Here is a 15,736-nt window from a genome sequence, read left to right as displayed (position 1 = left end):
CGATGATGCTCGCAATGCTAGTTAACGATCCCTTCGCCGGTACGCTGGCCCTCCTGGCGCTCGTGTGGATCGCGGCCAAGCTGGGCGGTGAGGTGGCCGTGCGGCTGGGGCTCCCCTCGGTGGCGGGGGAGCTCACGGCGGGGCTGGGGCTGGCGGCGGTGCACCAGGCGCTTCCGGGGTTTCCGGATGTGGCGGCTTCGCCGGGGGCCGAAGTGCTGGCGAACCTGGGAGTGATCTTGCTGATGTTCGCGGTGGGGCTGGAATCGACGGTGTCGCAGATGCTCAAGGTGGGGGCGGCCTCCCTGCGGGTGGCCGTGCTGGGGGTGGTCCTGCCCATGGCGGCAGGGCTCCTGGGCGCCAAGGCGCTGCTGCCCGCGGGTACGCCTTTCATGGTGGACCTGTTCATCGGGGCTTGTCTTTGCGCCACCAGCATCGGCATCAGCGCCCAGGTGCTGCGGGAGCGGGGGGCGGCGGGCTCGGCGGAAGGCCGGGTCATCGTGGGCGCGGCGGTCATCGACGACGTGCTTGGCCTGCTGGTCCTGGTGATGGTGAGCGGCCTCGTGGCGGCCTCAGGGGGTGGCGGCCTGCCCTGGGCCAGTCTGGGACGGACCCTGGCCCTGGCCATGGCCTTCCTGGTGGCGGCCCTCACCGCGGGGCGCCTGGCCACGCCGCAGCTGTTCCGCCTGGCCAGCCGGCTTCGCAGCGAGCAGCTCCTGCTGCCCCTGGGGCTGGCTTTCGCGTTCCTCCTGGCGTGGCTGAGCGGGCTGGCGGGGCTGGCGCCCATCGTGGGCGCCTACGCGGCCGGGTTGATCCTGGAGCCTGCGCATGTGGAACTTCTGGAGGAGCGGGAGGCCCATTCCCTGGAGTCCCTGCTCCATCCCCTGGTCATGGTCATGGCGCCGGTCTTCTTCGTGCTCATGGGGGCACGGGTGGACGTACGGGCCCTGGTGGAACCGTCGACCCTCCTGTTCGCAGGGGTGCTGGGGGCCCTGGGAATCGCCGGCAAGCTCCTGGCGGGCTACGGGGCCGGAGGTGGACTCCGGGCGCCGGTGGTGGGTTGGGGCATGGTGCCCCGGGGGGAAGTGGGTCTGATCTTCGTGGCGGTGGGAGCCCAGAGCACGATACAGGGCGCGCCCCTGCTCTCCCCCGGGGTCCAGGCTGGGATCGTGGGGGCCATCCTCCTCACGACGGTGGCCGGCCCCATGGCCCTGGGACGCCTGCTCAAGCGAGAAGATCCCGCAGGCAGTCCGGACAGACCGTGAAGGCGGCCTGGGGCTGGACGGGCGCAAGCTCCCAGCCCTTCCCGCCGGTGTCCACCCGGTGGCACCAGGCGCACAGGGAGGGATGCCGGGGGCGGGCCCGGGCGCCCAGGGCCCGGCGGAGCTCGAGCACCAGGGCGCACTGCTGCTCGTAGAGGGCCTTGAGCCGCAGGTGGTTCCGCACCCGGGCTTCGATGAGGGCGGGAGGCGTGGACTTGGCCAGGTAGTCCACGGCGCCCAGGCCGAGGCCGGCGCATTCGTCCCCCTCGCCGGATTGGACCGTGAGGAAGATGACGGGGATGGGGGCGAGGCGGGGGTCGCCCTTGAGGCCGCGGCAGACCTCGAAGCCGTCCATTCCGGGCATGACCACGTCCAGGATCACCAGGTCCGGCTGGGTCCGGCGGGCCAGGTCCAGGGCCTCGGCCCCGCTGGTGGCGAAGAGCACCTCGCACTGGCGGACCAGGACCTCGCCCAGGACCACCACCTCGCTGGGGACGTCGTCGACGATCAGGACGGCGGGGCGTCGGGTCATGGGTTCCTCCCGGATTCGGACAGGGTGTCGAGGATGGCGAGGGCCCGGGGGAAGTCCAGGCTCTCCACCGCCTCCTCCAGGTCGCCCAGGGCCCCGGGGGGGCCGGAGCGCAGGAGCGCCTCGCGAAGGCGCGGGAGATGCTCGAGCGCGTCCAGGCTCTTGCGTTCCAGGAGGGCGCGCAGGGACGGGAGGTCCCCGGGGGCGGCGGGTGAAGGACTGGGCATGCGGACAGGCGTGAGGTATTCAGAAGCGGACAGTTCGGCCTCCAGCCTCCCCAGGGCCTGCTCCAGGATCGCCAGGTTGGCGGCGGAGGGCATCCGGTGGAGGCGCCGGGCGGCTTGGCCCACCGGGTCGGCGCCGATGTTGCCGGCGGCGCCCGCGAGGGAATGGGCGAGGGGGACAAGGGCGGCCAGGTCGCCGTGCTCCATGGCGTCCCGCATGGACGCGCGGAAGGAGGCGGCTTCCCGGCGGAACTGGCTCAGCACGCGCCGGAGGAGGTCCGGGTTGCCCTTGATGCGGTCGTGGAGGTACGCCCACCGGATGGAAGGCTGGCCGGCGGGAGCACGGGGCGCCTGGGGGGCGTGGAATTCCGGCAGGTGATGGCCCAGGGTCCGGTACAGCAGGTCGGGTTCCACGGGCTTGGCCAGGAAGCCGTCCATGCCCGCCAGGGCGCACTGGCGGCGCTCGTCCTGGAGCAGGCGGGCCGTGAGGGCCAGGATGGGGATGTGGGGGCCGCGCAGGCTCCGGATGTTCCGGGTGGCCTCCAGGCCGTCCATGTCGGGAAGTTCCAGGTCCATGAGGATGCAGGCGGGGGGATCGCCGGGGGCCATGGCGGCCCGCAGGCCGCTCCGGCCGTCCGCGGCCTCGACGACCGAGAACCCCACCTGCTCCAGCAGGTCCCGGGTGACCATGCGGCTCACCGCGTTGTCCTCCACCAGGAGGATCCGGGGGCGCCCCCGCACACGGATGGCGGCCGGTTCCAGGGCATCGGGGGCGGCGTCCCGGACCAGGTCCAGGATGCGGGCGCTGTCCGTGGGCACCAGAAGGAAGTCGAACACCCAGCCCAGGTCCACGGCCTTCTGGGCCCGGCGCACGGACCGGGCCGGCACCCGGTACACCAGGCTCCGCGCGGGCAGGCCGTGGCGGCGCTGGAGCCGGGGGGCCCCGTGGGGGATGAACAGCAGGTCCGGCACGTCCCCGGAGGTGAGGCGGGCCTCGGCGTCCGCCAGGGTCGGCAGGATCGACACGGATCCCACGAACGGGCGCAGGCCCGAGGCGAAGGCGTTGGCCAGGGCGGCGTCGCCGTCCACCACCAGGGCGGTGGCCAGGGGGGCTCCGGGGCCCTGGCTCCCGGCGGCGGGGAGGGTGAACCGGAAGGCGGACCCCTGGCCGGGAAGGCTTTCCACCGCCATGTCGCCGCCCATGAGATGCACCAGGCGCCGGCTCAGGGCCAGGCCGAGGCCGGAGCCTTCCCGCAGGGGGATGGGCCTGGAGAATGGGGTGAAGAGGGTGGCCAGCTGGCTTTCGTCGAGGCCGGGGCCGGTGTCCCGCACCCGGAATTCCAGGCCGGCGGGGATCCGCTCCACGAAGAGCCGGACCTCGCCTTCGGGGGTGAACTTCAGGGCGTTGTCCACCAGGTTCACCAGGACCTGCTTGAGGCGGTCGGGGTCGCCCAGGACGTGGCGGGGCACGTCCTGGCCCCACTGGATGCGGAAGAACAGGCCCTTCTCGTCGGCGCGGCGGCGCACCAGCGTGATCAGGTCCCGGCAGAGGGCGCCCAGGTCCAGGGGTTCCCGGGCGGGCTGGAGGGCCCCCGCCTCGATCCTGGACAAGTCCAGATTGTCGTTCACCAGGCGCAGGAGGGTGTGGGCCGAGGTCTGGATCTGCTCCAGGTAGCCGCGCTGCTGGGAGGAGAGGGGGGGCGTGTGGGTGGCCAGGTGGCAGAGGCCGAGGATGACGTTGAGGGGGGTGCGGATCTCGTGGCTGAGCTCGGCCAGGAACAGGGTGGTGGCGTCCGGGGCATGGACCGGCGTTCCGGGTGGCTGTGCGCGTTCTCCCTTCTCAGCCATGGCGGCTTCTCCCGCTAGAATCTGGGTGCCGCGCCCGGGGAAAGGTTCCGGGCCGGAAGGGGGGGCGATGGAGGACGGCGTGGAACGGTACCGGGACCAGCACAAGCTTCGGCTGTCCTGGATGCCCTGGCTCTTCTTCGCCCTGAAGGACCGGCACCGGGCGTGGGCCCAGGCCTGGCAGGAGGAGGTCCAGGCGCGGCTCCGGGACCAGGAGACGGTGGAGATCGGTCCGGGTTGTTTCGTGGCGCCGGAGGCGCGGATCTTCGGGGAGCCGGGGCGGGCGGTGGTGCTGGGGGCGGGCTGCTCGGTGGCGGCGGACGCCTTCCTGCACGGGCCCATCGTCCTGGGGCCGGACGTCTCCATCAACGCCCGGGCCTCGCTGGATGGGGGCGCCCGGGGGATCGCCATCGGCGAGGGAACCCGCATCGCCAGCGGCGCGGTGCTCTACGCCTTCGACCACGGGATGGACCCCGGGCGTCCCGTGCGGGACCAGCCGGTGCGGTCCCTGGGCATCACCGTGGGCCGGGACGTGTGGATCGGGGCCAACGCGGGCGTCACCGACGGCGTCGCCATCGGGGACCACGCCGTGGTGGCCATGGGGGCGGTGGTTACGAGAGACGTGCCGGCGTGGGCCATCGTGGGCGGGGTTCCGGCTCGGGTCATCGGGGACCGGAGAAATAATCGGTAATATTTCCAACCTCTCCTATTTATACTGCCTCTGCCGCGCAGGTGGCCGAGGGGGACGATGATCGAGCACGGGGATGCCAACCGGGGAACGCTGGAGGAGGGCCCCCTGCGCGACGTGCTGGAGAGCATGCCGAACCCGGTCTTCTTCAAGGACCGGCAGGGCGTCTACGTGGGCTGCAACCGGGCCCTGGAACTCTACCTGGGCCGGCCGCGGGAGGAGATCCTGGGGCGCACGGTGCGGGACCTGATCCCCGCGGAGGAGGCCCGGGTCATCGAGGGCCGGGACGAGGAACTCTTCCGCACGGGCGGCCGGCAGGTGTACGCCGCCGATGTGCGGCGGCAGGACGGCGAGGTGCGCCACATCCTTTTCAGCAAGGCCCTGTGGATCGGGGCGGACGGGGAGATCGCCGGATCCGTGTGCCAGTGCCAGGACATCACGGACTACCAGCGCATGGAGACGGCGCACCGGGAAAGCGAGGCCCACATGCGGGCCCTCCTGGACGGACTCCAGGAACGGGAGGCCCAGTTCCGGGCGCTGTTCCTGGCCGACAACGGCATCAAGCTGCTGCTGGCCCCGGAGGGCGGGTGGATCCTGGACGCCAACCCGGCCGCGGAGGCCTTCCTGGGCCATGACCTCCCCACGCTGCGCACCATGTGCATCTCGCAGTTCAACGGCATGGCCGAACCCCAGCTCACCGAATCCATGGCCCACATCGTCCTGGCGGGGGGAGAGAAGGTCCAGCGGGCCTACCGCCTGGCCTCCGGGGAGATCCGGGAGGTGGAGGTGTACGCCGCCCCCGTGGAGGTGAAGGGCAAGACCTACCTCTGGGCCACCCTGCACGACATCACCGAGGGCGTGGCCGCGGAGGCGGACCTCAAGGCCTCGGAGGGGCGCCTGGCGACCCTGGCGGAATCGGTGGAGGTGATCGTCTTCCGCTTCGGCCTGGATGGGGCCTGCATGTACGTGAACAGCCACTACGAGCGGATGACGGGGCTGCCCGCGGCCCTGGTGCTCCAACGGAAATGGGCCAAGGTCATCCACCCCGAGGACCGGGAGCGCATCCTGGAGGGCTGGAAGGCGGCGCGCAAGCTCAAACAGGTGCACGAAACCGAGTTCCGGCTTCTGAACGCCAAAGGGCAGGAGCTCTGGGTGCTGGGGAGGACCTCCCCGGAGCGGGACGCCGGCGGGGAGGTGGTGAGTTTCCTCACCACGTGCACGGACATCAGCCGGTTCCGCCGGGCCGAGGAGGCGCTGAGGCAAGCCACCAAACAGGAGAGCCTGGGGCTCCTGGCCGGAAGCATCGCGAACGATTTCAACAACATCCTCCAGGGCGTCTGGACCAGCCTGGATCTGGTGGAGGCCTGCGCCGGGGACCCGGCGAAAACCGCACAGGCGCTGGAGTGGGCCCGGGGGTCCCTGGGGAAGGCCAAGCGGATCACCCAGTTCATCCAGCAGTACAGCGGCCGGGGCACCAGTGCGCCCGAACCGGTGGACCTGGGGGCGCGGGTCCTGGAGATCGTCGCGGAACTGGCCACGCCGGGCATCCGCCTGGATGCGGAGGTGGCGCCGGGGCTGCCCAGGGTGGTGCTGGACCCCGAGCAGCTGGCCCACTGCGTGAAGGCCATGGTGGTCAACGCGGTGGAGGCCATGGGGGATCCCAAGGGCACCATCCGCGTCCTGGCGCGCCGTCCGGAGCGCTTCGACGCGGCCGACGGCGTGTGGATCCTCCACCCGCAGCCCGGGGACTCCGTGGAGCTGGTGGTGGAGAACGACGGACCCGGCATCCCGCGGGACGAGCTGCACCGGATCTTCGACCCCTACTTCACCACCAAGGAGGCCGGGCGCGGCCTGGGGCTCGCCTCGGTGCTGGGCATCGCCCGCACGCATCGCGCGGGGTTGTGGGTGGAGAGCCCGGCCGGCGCGGGGGTGCGCATCCGCATGCTCTGGGCGGTGGGAGGGCGGGTGATGGCGGACCTGGCGCCCATCCAGGGCGGCCCCGGGGCCATCCTGGTGGTGGACGACGATTCCGAGGTGCTGCGCGTGGTGTCCCGGCTCCTGGAGGAGATGACGGGACGCGCGGTGATCCTGGCCTCGGGCGGGGAGGAGGCGGTGGAAGCCATCCGGCGCGCCGGCGACGGGGTGAGCGTGGTGCTCATGGACGCCAACATGCCGGGCATGGACGGCACGACGGCCTTCCGGCTGATCCGGGAGCTGCGTCCGGGCATGCCCGGGCTACTGTTCTCGGGCTGCGACCCGGAGCAGGGCCGGGAGCTGGCCCGCACCTGCGGATTTTCGGGATACATCCAGAAGCCCTTCGACGCGGAGGATCTGCGGCGGAGCTTCGAGGCGCTGCTACCTGCGCGGGCGGGGGGAGGAAGGCCGGCCCCCGCCTGATCCGGGACGCCTGCCGCCGCCCTGGCGCGGACCGCCGCGGCCCAGGACGATGGGCTCGGCCTTGGCGTCGGGGTCGGGCACGAAGCCGGGGACCACCTCGGAGGGGAGGGTGCGCTTCAGGAGCTTCTCGATGTCCTTGAGGAGCCGCACCTCGTCCACGCAAACCAGGCTGAGCGCCTTGCCTTCGGTGCCGGCGCGGCCGGTGCGGCCGATGCGGTGCACGTAGTCTTCGGGCACGTGGGGGAGCTCGTAGTTCACGACGTGGGGAAGCTGGTCGATGTCCAGGCCCCGGGCGGCGATGTCGGTGGCCACCAGGACGGTGATGCGGCCGGCCTTGAAGTCCTCCAGGGCCTTGATGCGCTGGGGCTGGCTCTTGTTGCCGTGGATGGCCATGGAGGCGATGCCGTCGGTCTCCAGCTGCTCGGAGAGGCGGTTGGCGCCGTGCTTGGTGCGGCAGAAGACCAGGACCTGCTGGAGGCGCTGGCTGCGGATGAGGTGGGAGAGGAGGGCGCGCTTGCGGTCCCGGTCCACGGGGTGGACGATCTGCTCCACCAGGTCGGTGGGGGCGTTGCGCCTGGCCACGTCGATGAAGGCCGGGTTCTTCAGGAAGGCGCCGGCCAGATCCCGGATCTCGTCGCTGAAGGTGGCGGAGAAGAGCAGGTTCTGGCGCTTGGTGGGCAGCAGGGCGAGGATCTTGCGGATGTCCCGGATGAAGCCCATGTCCAGCATGCGGTCCGCTTCGTCCAGCACCAGGAAGTCCAGGTGGGAGAAGTTCAGGTTGTTCTGGCCGTAGTGGTCCAGGAGGCGCCCGGGGGTGGCCACCAGGATCTCCACGCCCGAACGCAGGGCCTTGACCTGGGGGTTGATGTTCACGCCGCCGTAGACGCTGGTGGAGCGCAGGGGGAGGTGGCGGCCGTAGGTGCGCACGCTCTCCTCGATCTGCATGCACAACTCGCGGGTGGGGGTGAGGATGAGGCAGCGAATGGGGTGACGTGCGGGCGAGGCGCTGGAATTGGCGTTGGGGGCCAGCAGCTGCAGGATGGGCAGCACGAAGCCCGCGGTCTTGCCGGTGCCGGTCTGGGCGCCGGCGAGCAGGTCGCGGCCGTCGAGGATGGCGGGGATGGCCTGCTCCTGGACGGGGGTGGGGGTTTCGTAGCCCTGCTCGCGCACGGCACGCAGCAGCTCCGGCATGAGGCCGAGGTTCTCGAAGGACATTGATGCTCCTGGTTGGGCCCTCCCGCGTTTTCGTGTGCGCGGGCCCCGGTCAGGGCAGGAATGGGATTTCGAAGCAGGAACCCGGCTCCGGCCGGGTGAAGGACGCAGACCGGAGCGCCTTCCAGAACGAGGGGATAGAATAGCGAGAATTGGTCGCAAATTCCACGAAATTCAATAACCTAAGCGGAATCAAGGTCCATTCCCCCTGCGATGGTTGTCACAAGCCGCTTGGCCCGGGATGCACCCCAGGGCATCTTGGAATGAACGATTTTTCGCGAGGCGTACGATGGCTCACCAGGTGGTGGAATGCGTTCCCAATTTCTCCGAAGGCCGTGACCTGGCCAAGATCCGCCAGATCACCGACGCCATCGGGGCGGTGGCCGGGGTGACCCTCCTGGACGTGGATCCCGGGGCCGACACCAACCGCACCGTCGTGACCTTCGTGGGGAGCCCGGAGGCTGTGGTGGAGGCCGCCTTCCAGGCGGTGAAGACCGCGGCCCGGGTGCTGGACATGGCCAGCCACGCAGGTGCCCATCCCCGCATGGGCGCCACGGACGTGTGCCCCTTCGTGCCGGTGGAGGGCGTGACCCTGGCCGACTGCGCGGCCCTGGCCCGGAAGCTTGGCGAGCGGGTCGGACGGGAGCTGGAGCTGCCGGTGTACCTGTACGAGCACGCCGCCACCCGCCCCGAGCGCCGGAACCTCGCGGTGGTGCGCAAGGGCGAGTACGAGGGGCTGGAGGAGAAGCTCAAGGATCCCCAGTGGGCCCCGGACTTCGGCCCGGCGCGCTTCGATGCCCGTGCCGGCGCGCTGATCACGGGCGCCCGGGAGTTCCTGGTGGCCTACAACGTCACCCTCAACAGCCGCGACAAGAACCACGCCACCGACATCGCCTTCGAGCTGCGGGAGAAGGGCCGCGTGGCCCGCAGGGGCCAGAAGGACGCCTTCTACAGCTCGGGCGAGATCCTGTTCTACCGGGAGGGGTGCTTCCCCTGCGGCAACTGCGAAACGGATTTCGCCACCTTCGAGGAGGTGGAGGCCCACTGCAGGGCCGAGCACGGCTACGAGCTGCGCCACCTCCTCAAGCTCAACGACATCGACGCGGCCAAGGGGGTCGTGGGGCGCAAGGTCCACCGGGCCGGTCTCTTCACCCACTGCAAGGCCATCGGCTGGTACGTGGACCAGTACAAGCGGGCCCAGCTCTCCATCAACCTCACCGACTACAAGGTGACGAGCCCCGTGGACGTGCTGGAGGCCACCCGGCGCATGGCGACGGAGCGCGGGCTGGTGGTCACGGGCAGCGAGATCGTGGGTCTGGTGCCCTATCAGGCGCTCCTCAAGGCCGGCCAGCACTACCTGCGGGTGCAGGGGAAGAGCCCCTTCGTGCCGGTGGCCGACGTGCTGGAGAACGCCGTGTTCTCCATGGGGCTCGCCGACGTGGCGCCCTTCGAGGTGGAGAAGAAGGTCATCGGGCTGCCCCGCACCTACCCCAAGGGCCTCATGGCCATGACGGGCTCCGCGTTCGTGGACGAGGTCTCCCGGGACACCCCGGCGCCCGGGGGCGGCTCCATCGCGGCGCTGGCCGGCGCCCTGGGCGCGGCCCTGGCGTCCATGGTGGCCAACCTCACCCAGACCGGGGCGCCCGAGCTGCGCCAGGCCGCGGAAGCGGCCCAGAAGGCCAAGGATGCCCTGGTGCTGGCGGTGGACGAGGACACCGACGCCTTCACCGCCTACATGGAAGCCCGGCGCCTGCCGGCGGGCACCCCCGAGGAGAAGGCGGCGCGGGAGCGGGCCATGCAGGACGGACTGAAGCTGGCCGTGGACGTGCCCCTGAACACGGCGCGCACCTGCTACGCCGCCATGGAGGCGGCGGAACTGGCCATGCACCACGGGAACCCCGCGTCCATCACCGACACCATGGTGGGCTTCACCATCGCCTTCGCCGGGGTGCGGGGCGGCATCTGGAACGTCCTGATCAACCTGAAGGACATCAAGGACGACGCCTACAACGGAGCCATGAAGGCCACCTGCGCCGAACTGCTGGCCCGGGCCCAGGCCCTGCTGGATCGCGCCACCGCCCACGGGGACGCGAAGCTGGAGGCCATGCTGGTCAGGTGAGGTCCTCCAGGAGGCCTTCGCCCTGGGCCCAGGAACCATGCCCCGAGGCCGTGTTCAGGTGCCCCTTGGGCCCCACGTCCGTGAACCGGCTCTGCCAGGCGTCGGCGAAGAACCGCGCCCGCTCCAGGGTCACGTGGGGATCGTTGCTGGAGGCCGCGACCCGGCTCAGGAAGGGCAGGCTGTGCAGCGGGATGGGGGCCCAGGACGGGTACTCCGCCAGGCCCTCGGGGGTCTCAACGTCGGTGGGCGCCACCAGGAGCGCGGCGTGGATGGGGTGCCGGTAGGCATCGGCCCAGTGGGCCACCGCGAGGCAGCCCAGGGAATGGGCCACGAGGATGGGGGGCCCGTCCTCCCCTGCCCTGCGGATGGCGGCGTCCAGGGCTTCCACCCAGTCGGGGCGGTGGGGGAAGTCCCAGTTGGGCATTTCGACGCGGCGGGCGCCGGGGAGGGAGGCCTCCCAGAGGCTCTGCCAGTGGCCGGGTCCGGAGTTCCGGTGGCCGGGGATGATGAGGATGGGCGGGCGCATGGGGACACCTGGGATGGATGCGCCCATTCTGCACCCATTCGGGCCGGGATCCTATAATGCTCGACTGCGGAGGCGCCCATGAAATCCCATCGAAGCACCATCACCCTGCATGAACCGGAACGGGTGGGATTCGTGAACATCACGCCCGACGTGGAAGAAGCCCTGGAGGCCAGCGGCATCCAGGAGGGCCTGTGCCTGGTCAACGCCATGCACATCACCGCCAGCGTGTTCGTCAACGACGACGAACCGGGCCTCCACGAGGACTACAAGCGCTGGCTGGAGCAGCTTGCCCCCTTCAACGCCGGGAGCGATCCCGCGCGGGGAGGGTACCTGCACAACCGCTCCGGGGAGGACAACGGGGACGCCCACCACAAGCGCCAGGTGATGGGGCGGGAAGTGGTCGTGGCCGTCACGGAGGGCCGGCTGGATTTCGGACCGTGGGAGCAGATCTTCTACGGCGAATTCGACGGCAGGCGGGACAAGCGGGTCCTGATCAAGATCATCGGCGAGTGAGCCTGGGAGGCTCTCCGGATTCTCCGGTGCAGTAGACTGGAACCTCGTTTTTGGAGTCGCCCATGCTCACCATCGCCGGCCGCACCTTCGGTAATCGCCTCATCCTGGGAACGGGCAAGTACAAGGATTTTCCCACCATGAAGGCGTGCTACGAGGCCGGCTCGGTGGAGATGGTCACGCTGGCGGTGCGCCGCTTCGACCTTTCCGCCAAGGGCGAGGACAACATCCTCAACTGGATTCCCAAGGGCATGGCCCTCCTGCCCAACACCGCGGGCTGCTACACCCGGGAGGACGCCCTGCGGGTGTGCCGCCTGGCCCGGGAGGCCCTGGAGACGGACTGGGTGAAGCTGGAGGTGATCGGCGACCCCTTGAGCCTCTATCCCGACGGGGAGGAGACGCTGCGCGCGGCGGAGATCCTGGTGAAGGAGGGGTTCGTGGTGCTGCCGTACATCAACGCGGATCCCATCCTGGCGAAAAAGCTCTGCGAGGTGGGTTGCGCGGCGGTGATGCCCCTGGGTTCGGCCATCGGTTCGGGGCTGGGGGTCCAGAATCCCTACGTGCTCCAGATCCTCCGGGACGTGGTGGGGGGGTTCGGCCTGCCGCTCATCGTGGACGCGGGGGTGGGCACGGCCAGCGACGCGGCGGTGGCCATGGAGCTGGGCGCGGACGCGGTGCTCATGAACACGGCCGTGGCCGAGGCCTCGGACCCCGTGAAGATGGCCCGGGCCATGGACTTCGCGGTCAAGGCGGGGCGCCTGGCCTTCGAGGCCGGCCGCATGCCCCGTCGCTTGTACGCCAGCGCCTCCAGCCCGGTGGGTGGGGTGGTGGGGAAAAGCTGAGGCGCCGGGTTATCCTGGTTGGGCAAGGGAGCCCATACATGCCTCGATTCTCAAGACGATCCGGCCGCGAAGTCCTGGAGGGCCATCCCCGGCTTCCCCACTGGATCGTCCAGGAGAAGGTCAAGCTTTCCGATCTCCACGCCATGAAGGCCGGGATGCGGGAATCCGACCTCCACACGGTGTGCGAGGAGGCCCGCTGTCCCAACCGCAACCACTGCTTCACCCACGGCACCGCCACCTTCCTGCTCATGGGCGACACCTGCACCCGGGCCTGCGGATTCTGCTCCATCCAGAGCGGCAAGCCCCTGCCCCTGGACCCCCGGGAGCCGGAGGAGACCGCCCTGCGGGTGGCTTCCCTGGGGCTGCGCTTCGCGGTGCTCACCTCGGTGAACCGGGACGACCTCCCCGACGGGGGCGCCGCCCACCTCGCCAGCACCATCCGCGCCATCCGCCGCCACAACCCGGGCGTGGGGGTGGAGGTGCTCACCCCGGACTTCATGGGGAACCTGGACGCCGTGGCCGAGGTGGTCGCCGCGGGCCCGGCGGTTTTCAACCACAACACCGAGACGGTGCCCGGCCTCTACGCCGAGGTTCGGCCCGCGGGGCGCTTCCAGCGGTCCCTGGATGTCCTGGCCCACGCCAAGCGCCTGGGCACGGCCCTGTTCGGGGACGAGTTCCGCACCAAGTCGGGGCTGATGCTGGGGCTGGGCGAAACCGAGGACGAGCTGCTGGAGGTCTTCGGGAAGCTCGTGGAGGCCGGCGTGGACATCCTCACCCTCGGGCAGTACCTGCGCCCCACGCGCCACCAGCTGCCGGTGCGGAGCTACGTGCACCCCGACGCCTTCGCCGAACTGGGACGCAAGGCCAAGGCCATGGGATTCCGCACGGTGTATGCGGGGCCCCTGGTGCGTTCGAGCTTCAACGCCCACGAAGTGAGCGCCATGGAAGGGATCTCCATCGCATGACCACGCACGCCCACCCCTGGGACGCTCCGGCCCCCGAGGCGGCGGGACTGCCGTCGGCCTTCGGGCTGCTGCCGGAGGACCTCGAGGCGGCCCCGGGCCGGGCGGAGCACGTCTTCGGCCGCCTGCAGCGGCCCTGGACCTACCGGCCCGAGGGGCTCTTCCTCAACCGGCAGGCCCGGGAGTGGATCGCGGCCTCGTTCGACACGTCCCTCCCCGAGATCGTGGAGCGCCACCCCAGCGAGGACGGCGCCACCAAGGTGGTGCTCCGCCTGCGGGACGGGGAGCGCATAGAGGCCGTCCACATGCCGCGCGACGTGCGAAACCCCAGGGTGACCCTCTGCATCAGCAGCCAGGTGGGCTGCGCCATGGGCTGCACCTTCTGCGCCACCGGCGCCATGGGCATCCGGCGCAACCTGTCCGCGGGGGAGATCGTGGGGCAGGTGCTGAGCCTCATCCGCACCCTGGGCCCCGCCCAGCCCCACGCCATCACCCTGGTGTTCATGGGCATGGGGGAACCCCTGCACAACCTGGACAACGTCCACCGGGCCATCCGCATCCTCAACCATCCCTGGGGCCTGAACATCTCCACGCGGCGCATCACGGTGTCCACCTCGGGGCTGGTGCCCGCCATCGAGCGGCTGGCGGGGCTGCGCCCCCGCCCCTGGCTCGCCCTCAGCCTCAACGCCACCACGGACGCGGCCCGGAGCCGGGTGATGCCCGTCAACCGCGTGTGGGGCCTCGCCCGCCTGCGGGAGGCCCTGGACGCCTGGGGGCTGGCGCCCGGGGAGAAGTTCCTCCTGGAGTACGTGCTCCTGGCCGGGGAGAACGACACGGTGGAGGATGCCGACCGCCTCGCGGACTGGCTGGGTGAGTTGCGCCACGGCCACAACATCAACCTGATCCGCATGAACGAGCATGCGGCCTCCGCCTTCAAGCAGCCGGAGGAGGAGCGTCTCCAGGCCTTCCTGGATCGTCTGAAGGCCAGGGGCTGCTTCGTGACGGTGCGCAAAAGCCGCGGCCGGGATGTGCAGGGCGCCTGCGGGCAGCTCCTCAAATGAATGGCGCGGCGGGCTGGTTTGATTAAACATTAATTTATCGGTGTGACCGCCGACCATTGGTGAACCGATTCAACCGTGGTAGCGTTCACCTCGTTCCTGATCGAGGTTCCGCATGAATCTGCCGGAAGACGTCTCACAATCCTGGGTTCCCCCCGCGGAGACCTGGCCGCCCGCGGGCCAGCCTCCCTCGATGGATCCGTATTATGAAGACCCGTACAACCCCGATCCCTATTCCAGGATGTAGATGAAGATCCTCCTCGCCTCCCGCAATGCGGGGAAGCTCCGGGAATTCGGGGAACTCCTCCGGGACGTGACGTTCCTCCCGTGGCCCGCCGACGCGCCGGACATTCCCGAGGACGGGGCGTTCTTCCAGGACAACGCCCTGCAGAAGGCGACCTTCGCCCGGGACTGGTGGGCCCGCCATGGGACCGGCCCGGTCGATGGGGTGCTCTCGGATGACTCCGGACTCTGCGTGGATGCCCTGTGGGGCGGTCCCGGGGTGCTGAGCGCCCGGTTCGCGCCGGGGCTTTCCCAGGATGCCCGGAACCGCCGCCTCCTGTCCCTCATGCCCCAGGGCGCCGCCCGTTCGGCCCGTTTCGTGTGCGTCCTGGCCTGGGCGCCCACGGCCGGCGATCCCACGACCTTCGGCGGGTCCGTGGAAGGCCACCTCGCCCTGGAGCCCCGCGGGACCCAGGGCTTCGGCTACGACCCGATCTTCGTGCCGGAAGGGCACCACCAGACCTTCGGGGAGCTCAGCTCCGCCGTGAAGCAGACCCTGAGCCACCGGTCCCGGGCAAGCCGAGCCTTCCTGGAAGCCGTGCGCTAGGCCTCCTCGTCGCCCCAGATCTTCTTCTCCCGCAGGTTCACGGCTGCCTGGTAGGCGGCCAGGATGGCGTTCCGAACCCGCTGGTATCCCTGCTCAGTGACCTTGGAATTGAACGTCAACGTGGCGATGACGTAGTGCCCCTCGCCGTTGGGCAGGGGCTGGGGGGCCGAGATCTGGATCTGGGGGGGGAGCACGGCGGAGGAGCTGTCCTCCCGAAGGCGGACCGCCACGCGGTCGGCCCATGCCTGGAGGCGTGGGGTGATGGCCAGGCCTTCCCCGGCGTCGGCCACCAGAACCCGCCCGTAGAGGGTGAAGGAGAGGCGGAGCTGGGGCATGTCGATGGCGCTGTTCAGGTAGCCGGCCATGGACGCCAGCTGCTGGAGGTCCTTCTGGATCGCAAGCAGCTTGGGACTCGTCTGGGAGAGGGGACGGGTGGGCATGGACCCATTATGCACCTTGAAATCCGCCCGGCCTCCTGCGAACCTTGAGCCCTACAGCGTGTGCTGGATGTTCGGGAAGCAGGTTGGAATCCTGCGCTGCCCCGCAACGGTATGCACCCCGGGCCGAGCGCCATGGACCGGGAGACCCTGCTGGATCCACTGGGGCGTATCCCCGGGAAGGTTCCAGGGGCATCGAAAGATGCCTGTCGCGTGCGAGCCCGGAGACCGGTCCTGCATTAACCCAACCGTCGTGGGGACGGGGAGGGCCCTTGCCCAACCGGCGATGCCTTCACTGC

14 protein-coding genes and 1 riboswitch are annotated in these 15,736 nt (G+C 70.3%); of the genes, 9 read left to right on the top strand and 5 right to left on the bottom strand.

What is annotated here, in order from left to right; all coding sequences use genetic code 11:
- Nucleotides 1-2: 2 nt before the first annotated feature.
- Nucleotides 3-1,262 (top strand): cation:proton antiporter, encoded by a 1,260-nt coding sequence (locus tag ACZ5LB_RS14835; RefSeq protein WP_464602987.1) that lies wholly within the window; start codon nt 3-5, stop codon nt 1,260-1,262.
- Here ACZ5LB_RS14835 and ACZ5LB_RS14830 read toward each other — a convergent pair.
- Both ACZ5LB_RS14830 and ACZ5LB_RS14825 read right to left on the bottom strand, forming a co-directional pair.
- On the bottom strand, nt 1,222-1,791 hold the full coding sequence (locus tag ACZ5LB_RS14830; RefSeq protein ID WP_464602986.1) for a response regulator: 570 nt from the start codon (nt 1,789-1,791) through the stop codon (nt 1,222-1,224). The two genes, ACZ5LB_RS14835 and ACZ5LB_RS14830, sit on opposite strands and share 41 nt — an antisense overlap.
- Nucleotides 1,788-3,860 (bottom strand): ATP-binding protein, encoded by a 2,073-nt coding sequence (locus ACZ5LB_RS14825; protein WP_464602985.1) that lies wholly within the window; start codon nt 3,858-3,860, stop codon nt 1,788-1,790. The genes ACZ5LB_RS14830 and ACZ5LB_RS14825 overlap by 4 nt, the downstream gene beginning before the upstream one ends.
- A 67-nt stretch (nt 3,861-3,927) precedes the next feature.
- On the opposite strand from ACZ5LB_RS14825, the gene ACZ5LB_RS14820 reads away from it, so the two are divergent.
- Together ACZ5LB_RS14820 and ACZ5LB_RS14815 are read left to right on the top strand one after the other, a co-directional pair.
- Nucleotides 3,928-4,548 carry an acyltransferase gene (locus ACZ5LB_RS14820; protein WP_464602984.1) on the top strand — a complete coding sequence of 207 codons (621 nt, stop codon included), beginning with the start codon at nt 3,928-3,930 and terminating at the stop codon, nt 4,546-4,548.
- Between the two features lie 57 nt (nt 4,549-4,605).
- Nucleotides 4,606-6,942 (top strand): PAS domain-containing hybrid sensor histidine kinase/response regulator, encoded by a 2,337-nt coding sequence (locus ACZ5LB_RS14815; RefSeq protein ID WP_464602983.1) that lies wholly within the window; start codon nt 4,606-4,608, stop codon nt 6,940-6,942.
- Here the strand turns inward: ACZ5LB_RS14815 and ACZ5LB_RS14810 are convergent.
- Complete coding sequence (locus ACZ5LB_RS14810) at nt 6,901-8,157, bottom strand: DEAD/DEAH box helicase (protein ID WP_464602982.1); 1,257 nt, start codon at nt 8,155-8,157, stop codon at nt 6,901-6,903. The two genes, ACZ5LB_RS14815 and ACZ5LB_RS14810, sit on opposite strands and share 42 nt — an antisense overlap.
- 286 nt (nt 8,158-8,443) lie before the next feature.
- On the opposite strand from ACZ5LB_RS14810, the gene ftcD reads away from it, so the two are divergent.
- Complete coding sequence (ftcD, locus tag ACZ5LB_RS14805; RefSeq protein ID WP_464602981.1) at nt 8,444-10,273, top strand: glutamate formimidoyltransferase; 1,830 nt, start codon at nt 8,444-8,446, stop codon at nt 10,271-10,273.
- Here the strand turns inward: ftcD and ACZ5LB_RS14800 are convergent.
- The gene (locus tag ACZ5LB_RS14800) at nt 10,266-10,799 is read right to left on the bottom strand and encodes an RBBP9/YdeN family alpha/beta hydrolase (protein WP_464602980.1); all 534 of its coding nucleotides are present in this window, start codon (nt 10,797-10,799) and stop codon (nt 10,266-10,268) included. The two genes, ftcD and ACZ5LB_RS14800, sit on opposite strands and share 8 nt — an antisense overlap.
- 78 nt (nt 10,800-10,877) lie before the next feature.
- Here ACZ5LB_RS14800 and ACZ5LB_RS14795 point away from each other — a divergent pair, with 78 nt between their 5' ends.
- The 5 genes from ACZ5LB_RS14795 (at nt 10,878) to ACZ5LB_RS14775 (ending at nt 15,000) form a co-directional block, all read left to right on the top strand.
- The gene (locus ACZ5LB_RS14795; RefSeq protein ID WP_464602979.1) at nt 10,878-11,312 is read left to right on the top strand and encodes a secondary thiamine-phosphate synthase enzyme YjbQ; all 435 of its coding nucleotides are present in this window, start codon (nt 10,878-10,880) and stop codon (nt 11,310-11,312) included.
- 62 nt (nt 11,313-11,374) lie between these two features.
- On the top strand, nt 11,375-12,151 hold the full coding sequence (locus ACZ5LB_RS14790; RefSeq protein ID WP_464602978.1) for a thiazole synthase: 777 nt from the start codon (nt 11,375-11,377) through the stop codon (nt 12,149-12,151).
- Between the two features lie 38 nt (nt 12,152-12,189).
- On the top strand, nt 12,190-13,116 hold the full coding sequence (gene lipA / locus ACZ5LB_RS14785; RefSeq protein WP_464602977.1) for a lipoyl synthase: 927 nt from the start codon (nt 12,190-12,192) through the stop codon (nt 13,114-13,116).
- Nucleotides 13,113-14,174 carry a 23S rRNA (adenine(2503)-C(2))-methyltransferase RlmN gene (gene rlmN / locus ACZ5LB_RS14780; RefSeq protein WP_464602976.1) on the top strand — a complete coding sequence of 354 codons (1,062 nt, stop codon included), beginning with the start codon at nt 13,113-13,115 and terminating at the stop codon, nt 14,172-14,174. Before lipA ends, rlmN begins: the two co-directional genes overlap by 4 nt.
- Nucleotides 14,175-14,418: 244 nt before the next feature.
- Nucleotides 14,419-15,000, top strand: a complete 582-nt coding sequence (locus ACZ5LB_RS14775) for a non-canonical purine NTP pyrophosphatase (RefSeq protein WP_464602975.1) — start codon at nt 14,419-14,421, stop codon at nt 14,998-15,000.
- Here the strand turns inward: ACZ5LB_RS14775 and ACZ5LB_RS14770 are convergent.
- On the bottom strand, nt 14,997-15,440 hold the full coding sequence (locus ACZ5LB_RS14770) for a hypothetical protein (protein ID WP_464602974.1): 444 nt from the start codon (nt 15,438-15,440) through the stop codon (nt 14,997-14,999). The two genes, ACZ5LB_RS14775 and ACZ5LB_RS14770, sit on opposite strands and share 4 nt — an antisense overlap.
- Before the next feature lie 48 nt (nt 15,441-15,488).
- Nucleotides 15,489-15,688, top strand: a riboswitch (cobalamin riboswitch).
- The last annotated feature ends 48 nt before the right edge of the window (nt 15,689-15,736 follow it).

Source organism: Mesoterricola sp. MK458, from assembly GCF_055384935.1.
The sequence above is the reverse complement of the archived record's forward strand: the minus strand, read 5'-3'. Positions and strand labels throughout refer to the sequence as shown.

What these genes read in the sequence shown, in the direction of transcription:
- ACZ5LB_RS14820 (WP_464602984.1), top strand. Translation starts at nt 3,928, where the DNA reads ATGGAGGACGGCGTGGAACGGTACCGGGACCAGCACAAGCTTCGGCTG.
- rlmN (WP_464602976.1), top strand. Translation starts at nt 13,113, where the DNA reads ATGACCACGCACGCCCACCCCTGGGACGCTCCGGCCCCCGAGGCGGCG.
- ACZ5LB_RS14830 (WP_464602986.1), bottom strand. Translation starts at nt 1,791, where the DNA reads ATGACCCGACGCCCCGCCGTCCTGATCGTCGACGACGTCCCCAGCGAG.
- ACZ5LB_RS14770 (WP_464602974.1), bottom strand. Translation starts at nt 15,440, where the DNA reads ATGCCCACCCGTCCCCTCTCCCAGACGAGTCCCAAGCTGCTTGCGATC.
- ACZ5LB_RS14835 (WP_464602987.1), top strand. Translation starts at nt 3, where the DNA reads ATGATGCTCGCAATGCTAGTTAACGATCCCTTCGCCGGTACGCTGGCC.
- ACZ5LB_RS14800 (WP_464602980.1), bottom strand. Translation starts at nt 10,799, where the DNA reads ATGCGCCCGCCCATCCTCATCATCCCCGGCCACCGGAACTCCGGACCC.
- ACZ5LB_RS14790 (WP_464602978.1), top strand. Translation starts at nt 11,375, where the DNA reads ATGCTCACCATCGCCGGCCGCACCTTCGGTAATCGCCTCATCCTGGGA.
- ACZ5LB_RS14825 (WP_464602985.1), bottom strand. Translation starts at nt 3,860, where the DNA reads ATGGCTGAGAAGGGAGAACGCGCACAGCCACCCGGAACGCCGGTCCAT.
- ACZ5LB_RS14795 (WP_464602979.1), top strand. Translation starts at nt 10,878, where the DNA reads ATGAAATCCCATCGAAGCACCATCACCCTGCATGAACCGGAACGGGTG.
- ACZ5LB_RS14775 (WP_464602975.1), top strand. Translation starts at nt 14,419, where the DNA reads ATGAAGATCCTCCTCGCCTCCCGCAATGCGGGGAAGCTCCGGGAATTC.
- ACZ5LB_RS14815 (WP_464602983.1), top strand. Translation starts at nt 4,606, where the DNA reads ATGATCGAGCACGGGGATGCCAACCGGGGAACGCTGGAGGAGGGCCCC.
- ftcD (WP_464602981.1), top strand. Translation starts at nt 8,444, where the DNA reads ATGGCTCACCAGGTGGTGGAATGCGTTCCCAATTTCTCCGAAGGCCGT.
- lipA (WP_464602977.1), top strand. Translation starts at nt 12,190, where the DNA reads ATGCCTCGATTCTCAAGACGATCCGGCCGCGAAGTCCTGGAGGGCCAT.
- ACZ5LB_RS14810 (WP_464602982.1), bottom strand. Translation starts at nt 8,157, where the DNA reads ATGTCCTTCGAGAACCTCGGCCTCATGCCGGAGCTGCTGCGTGCCGTG.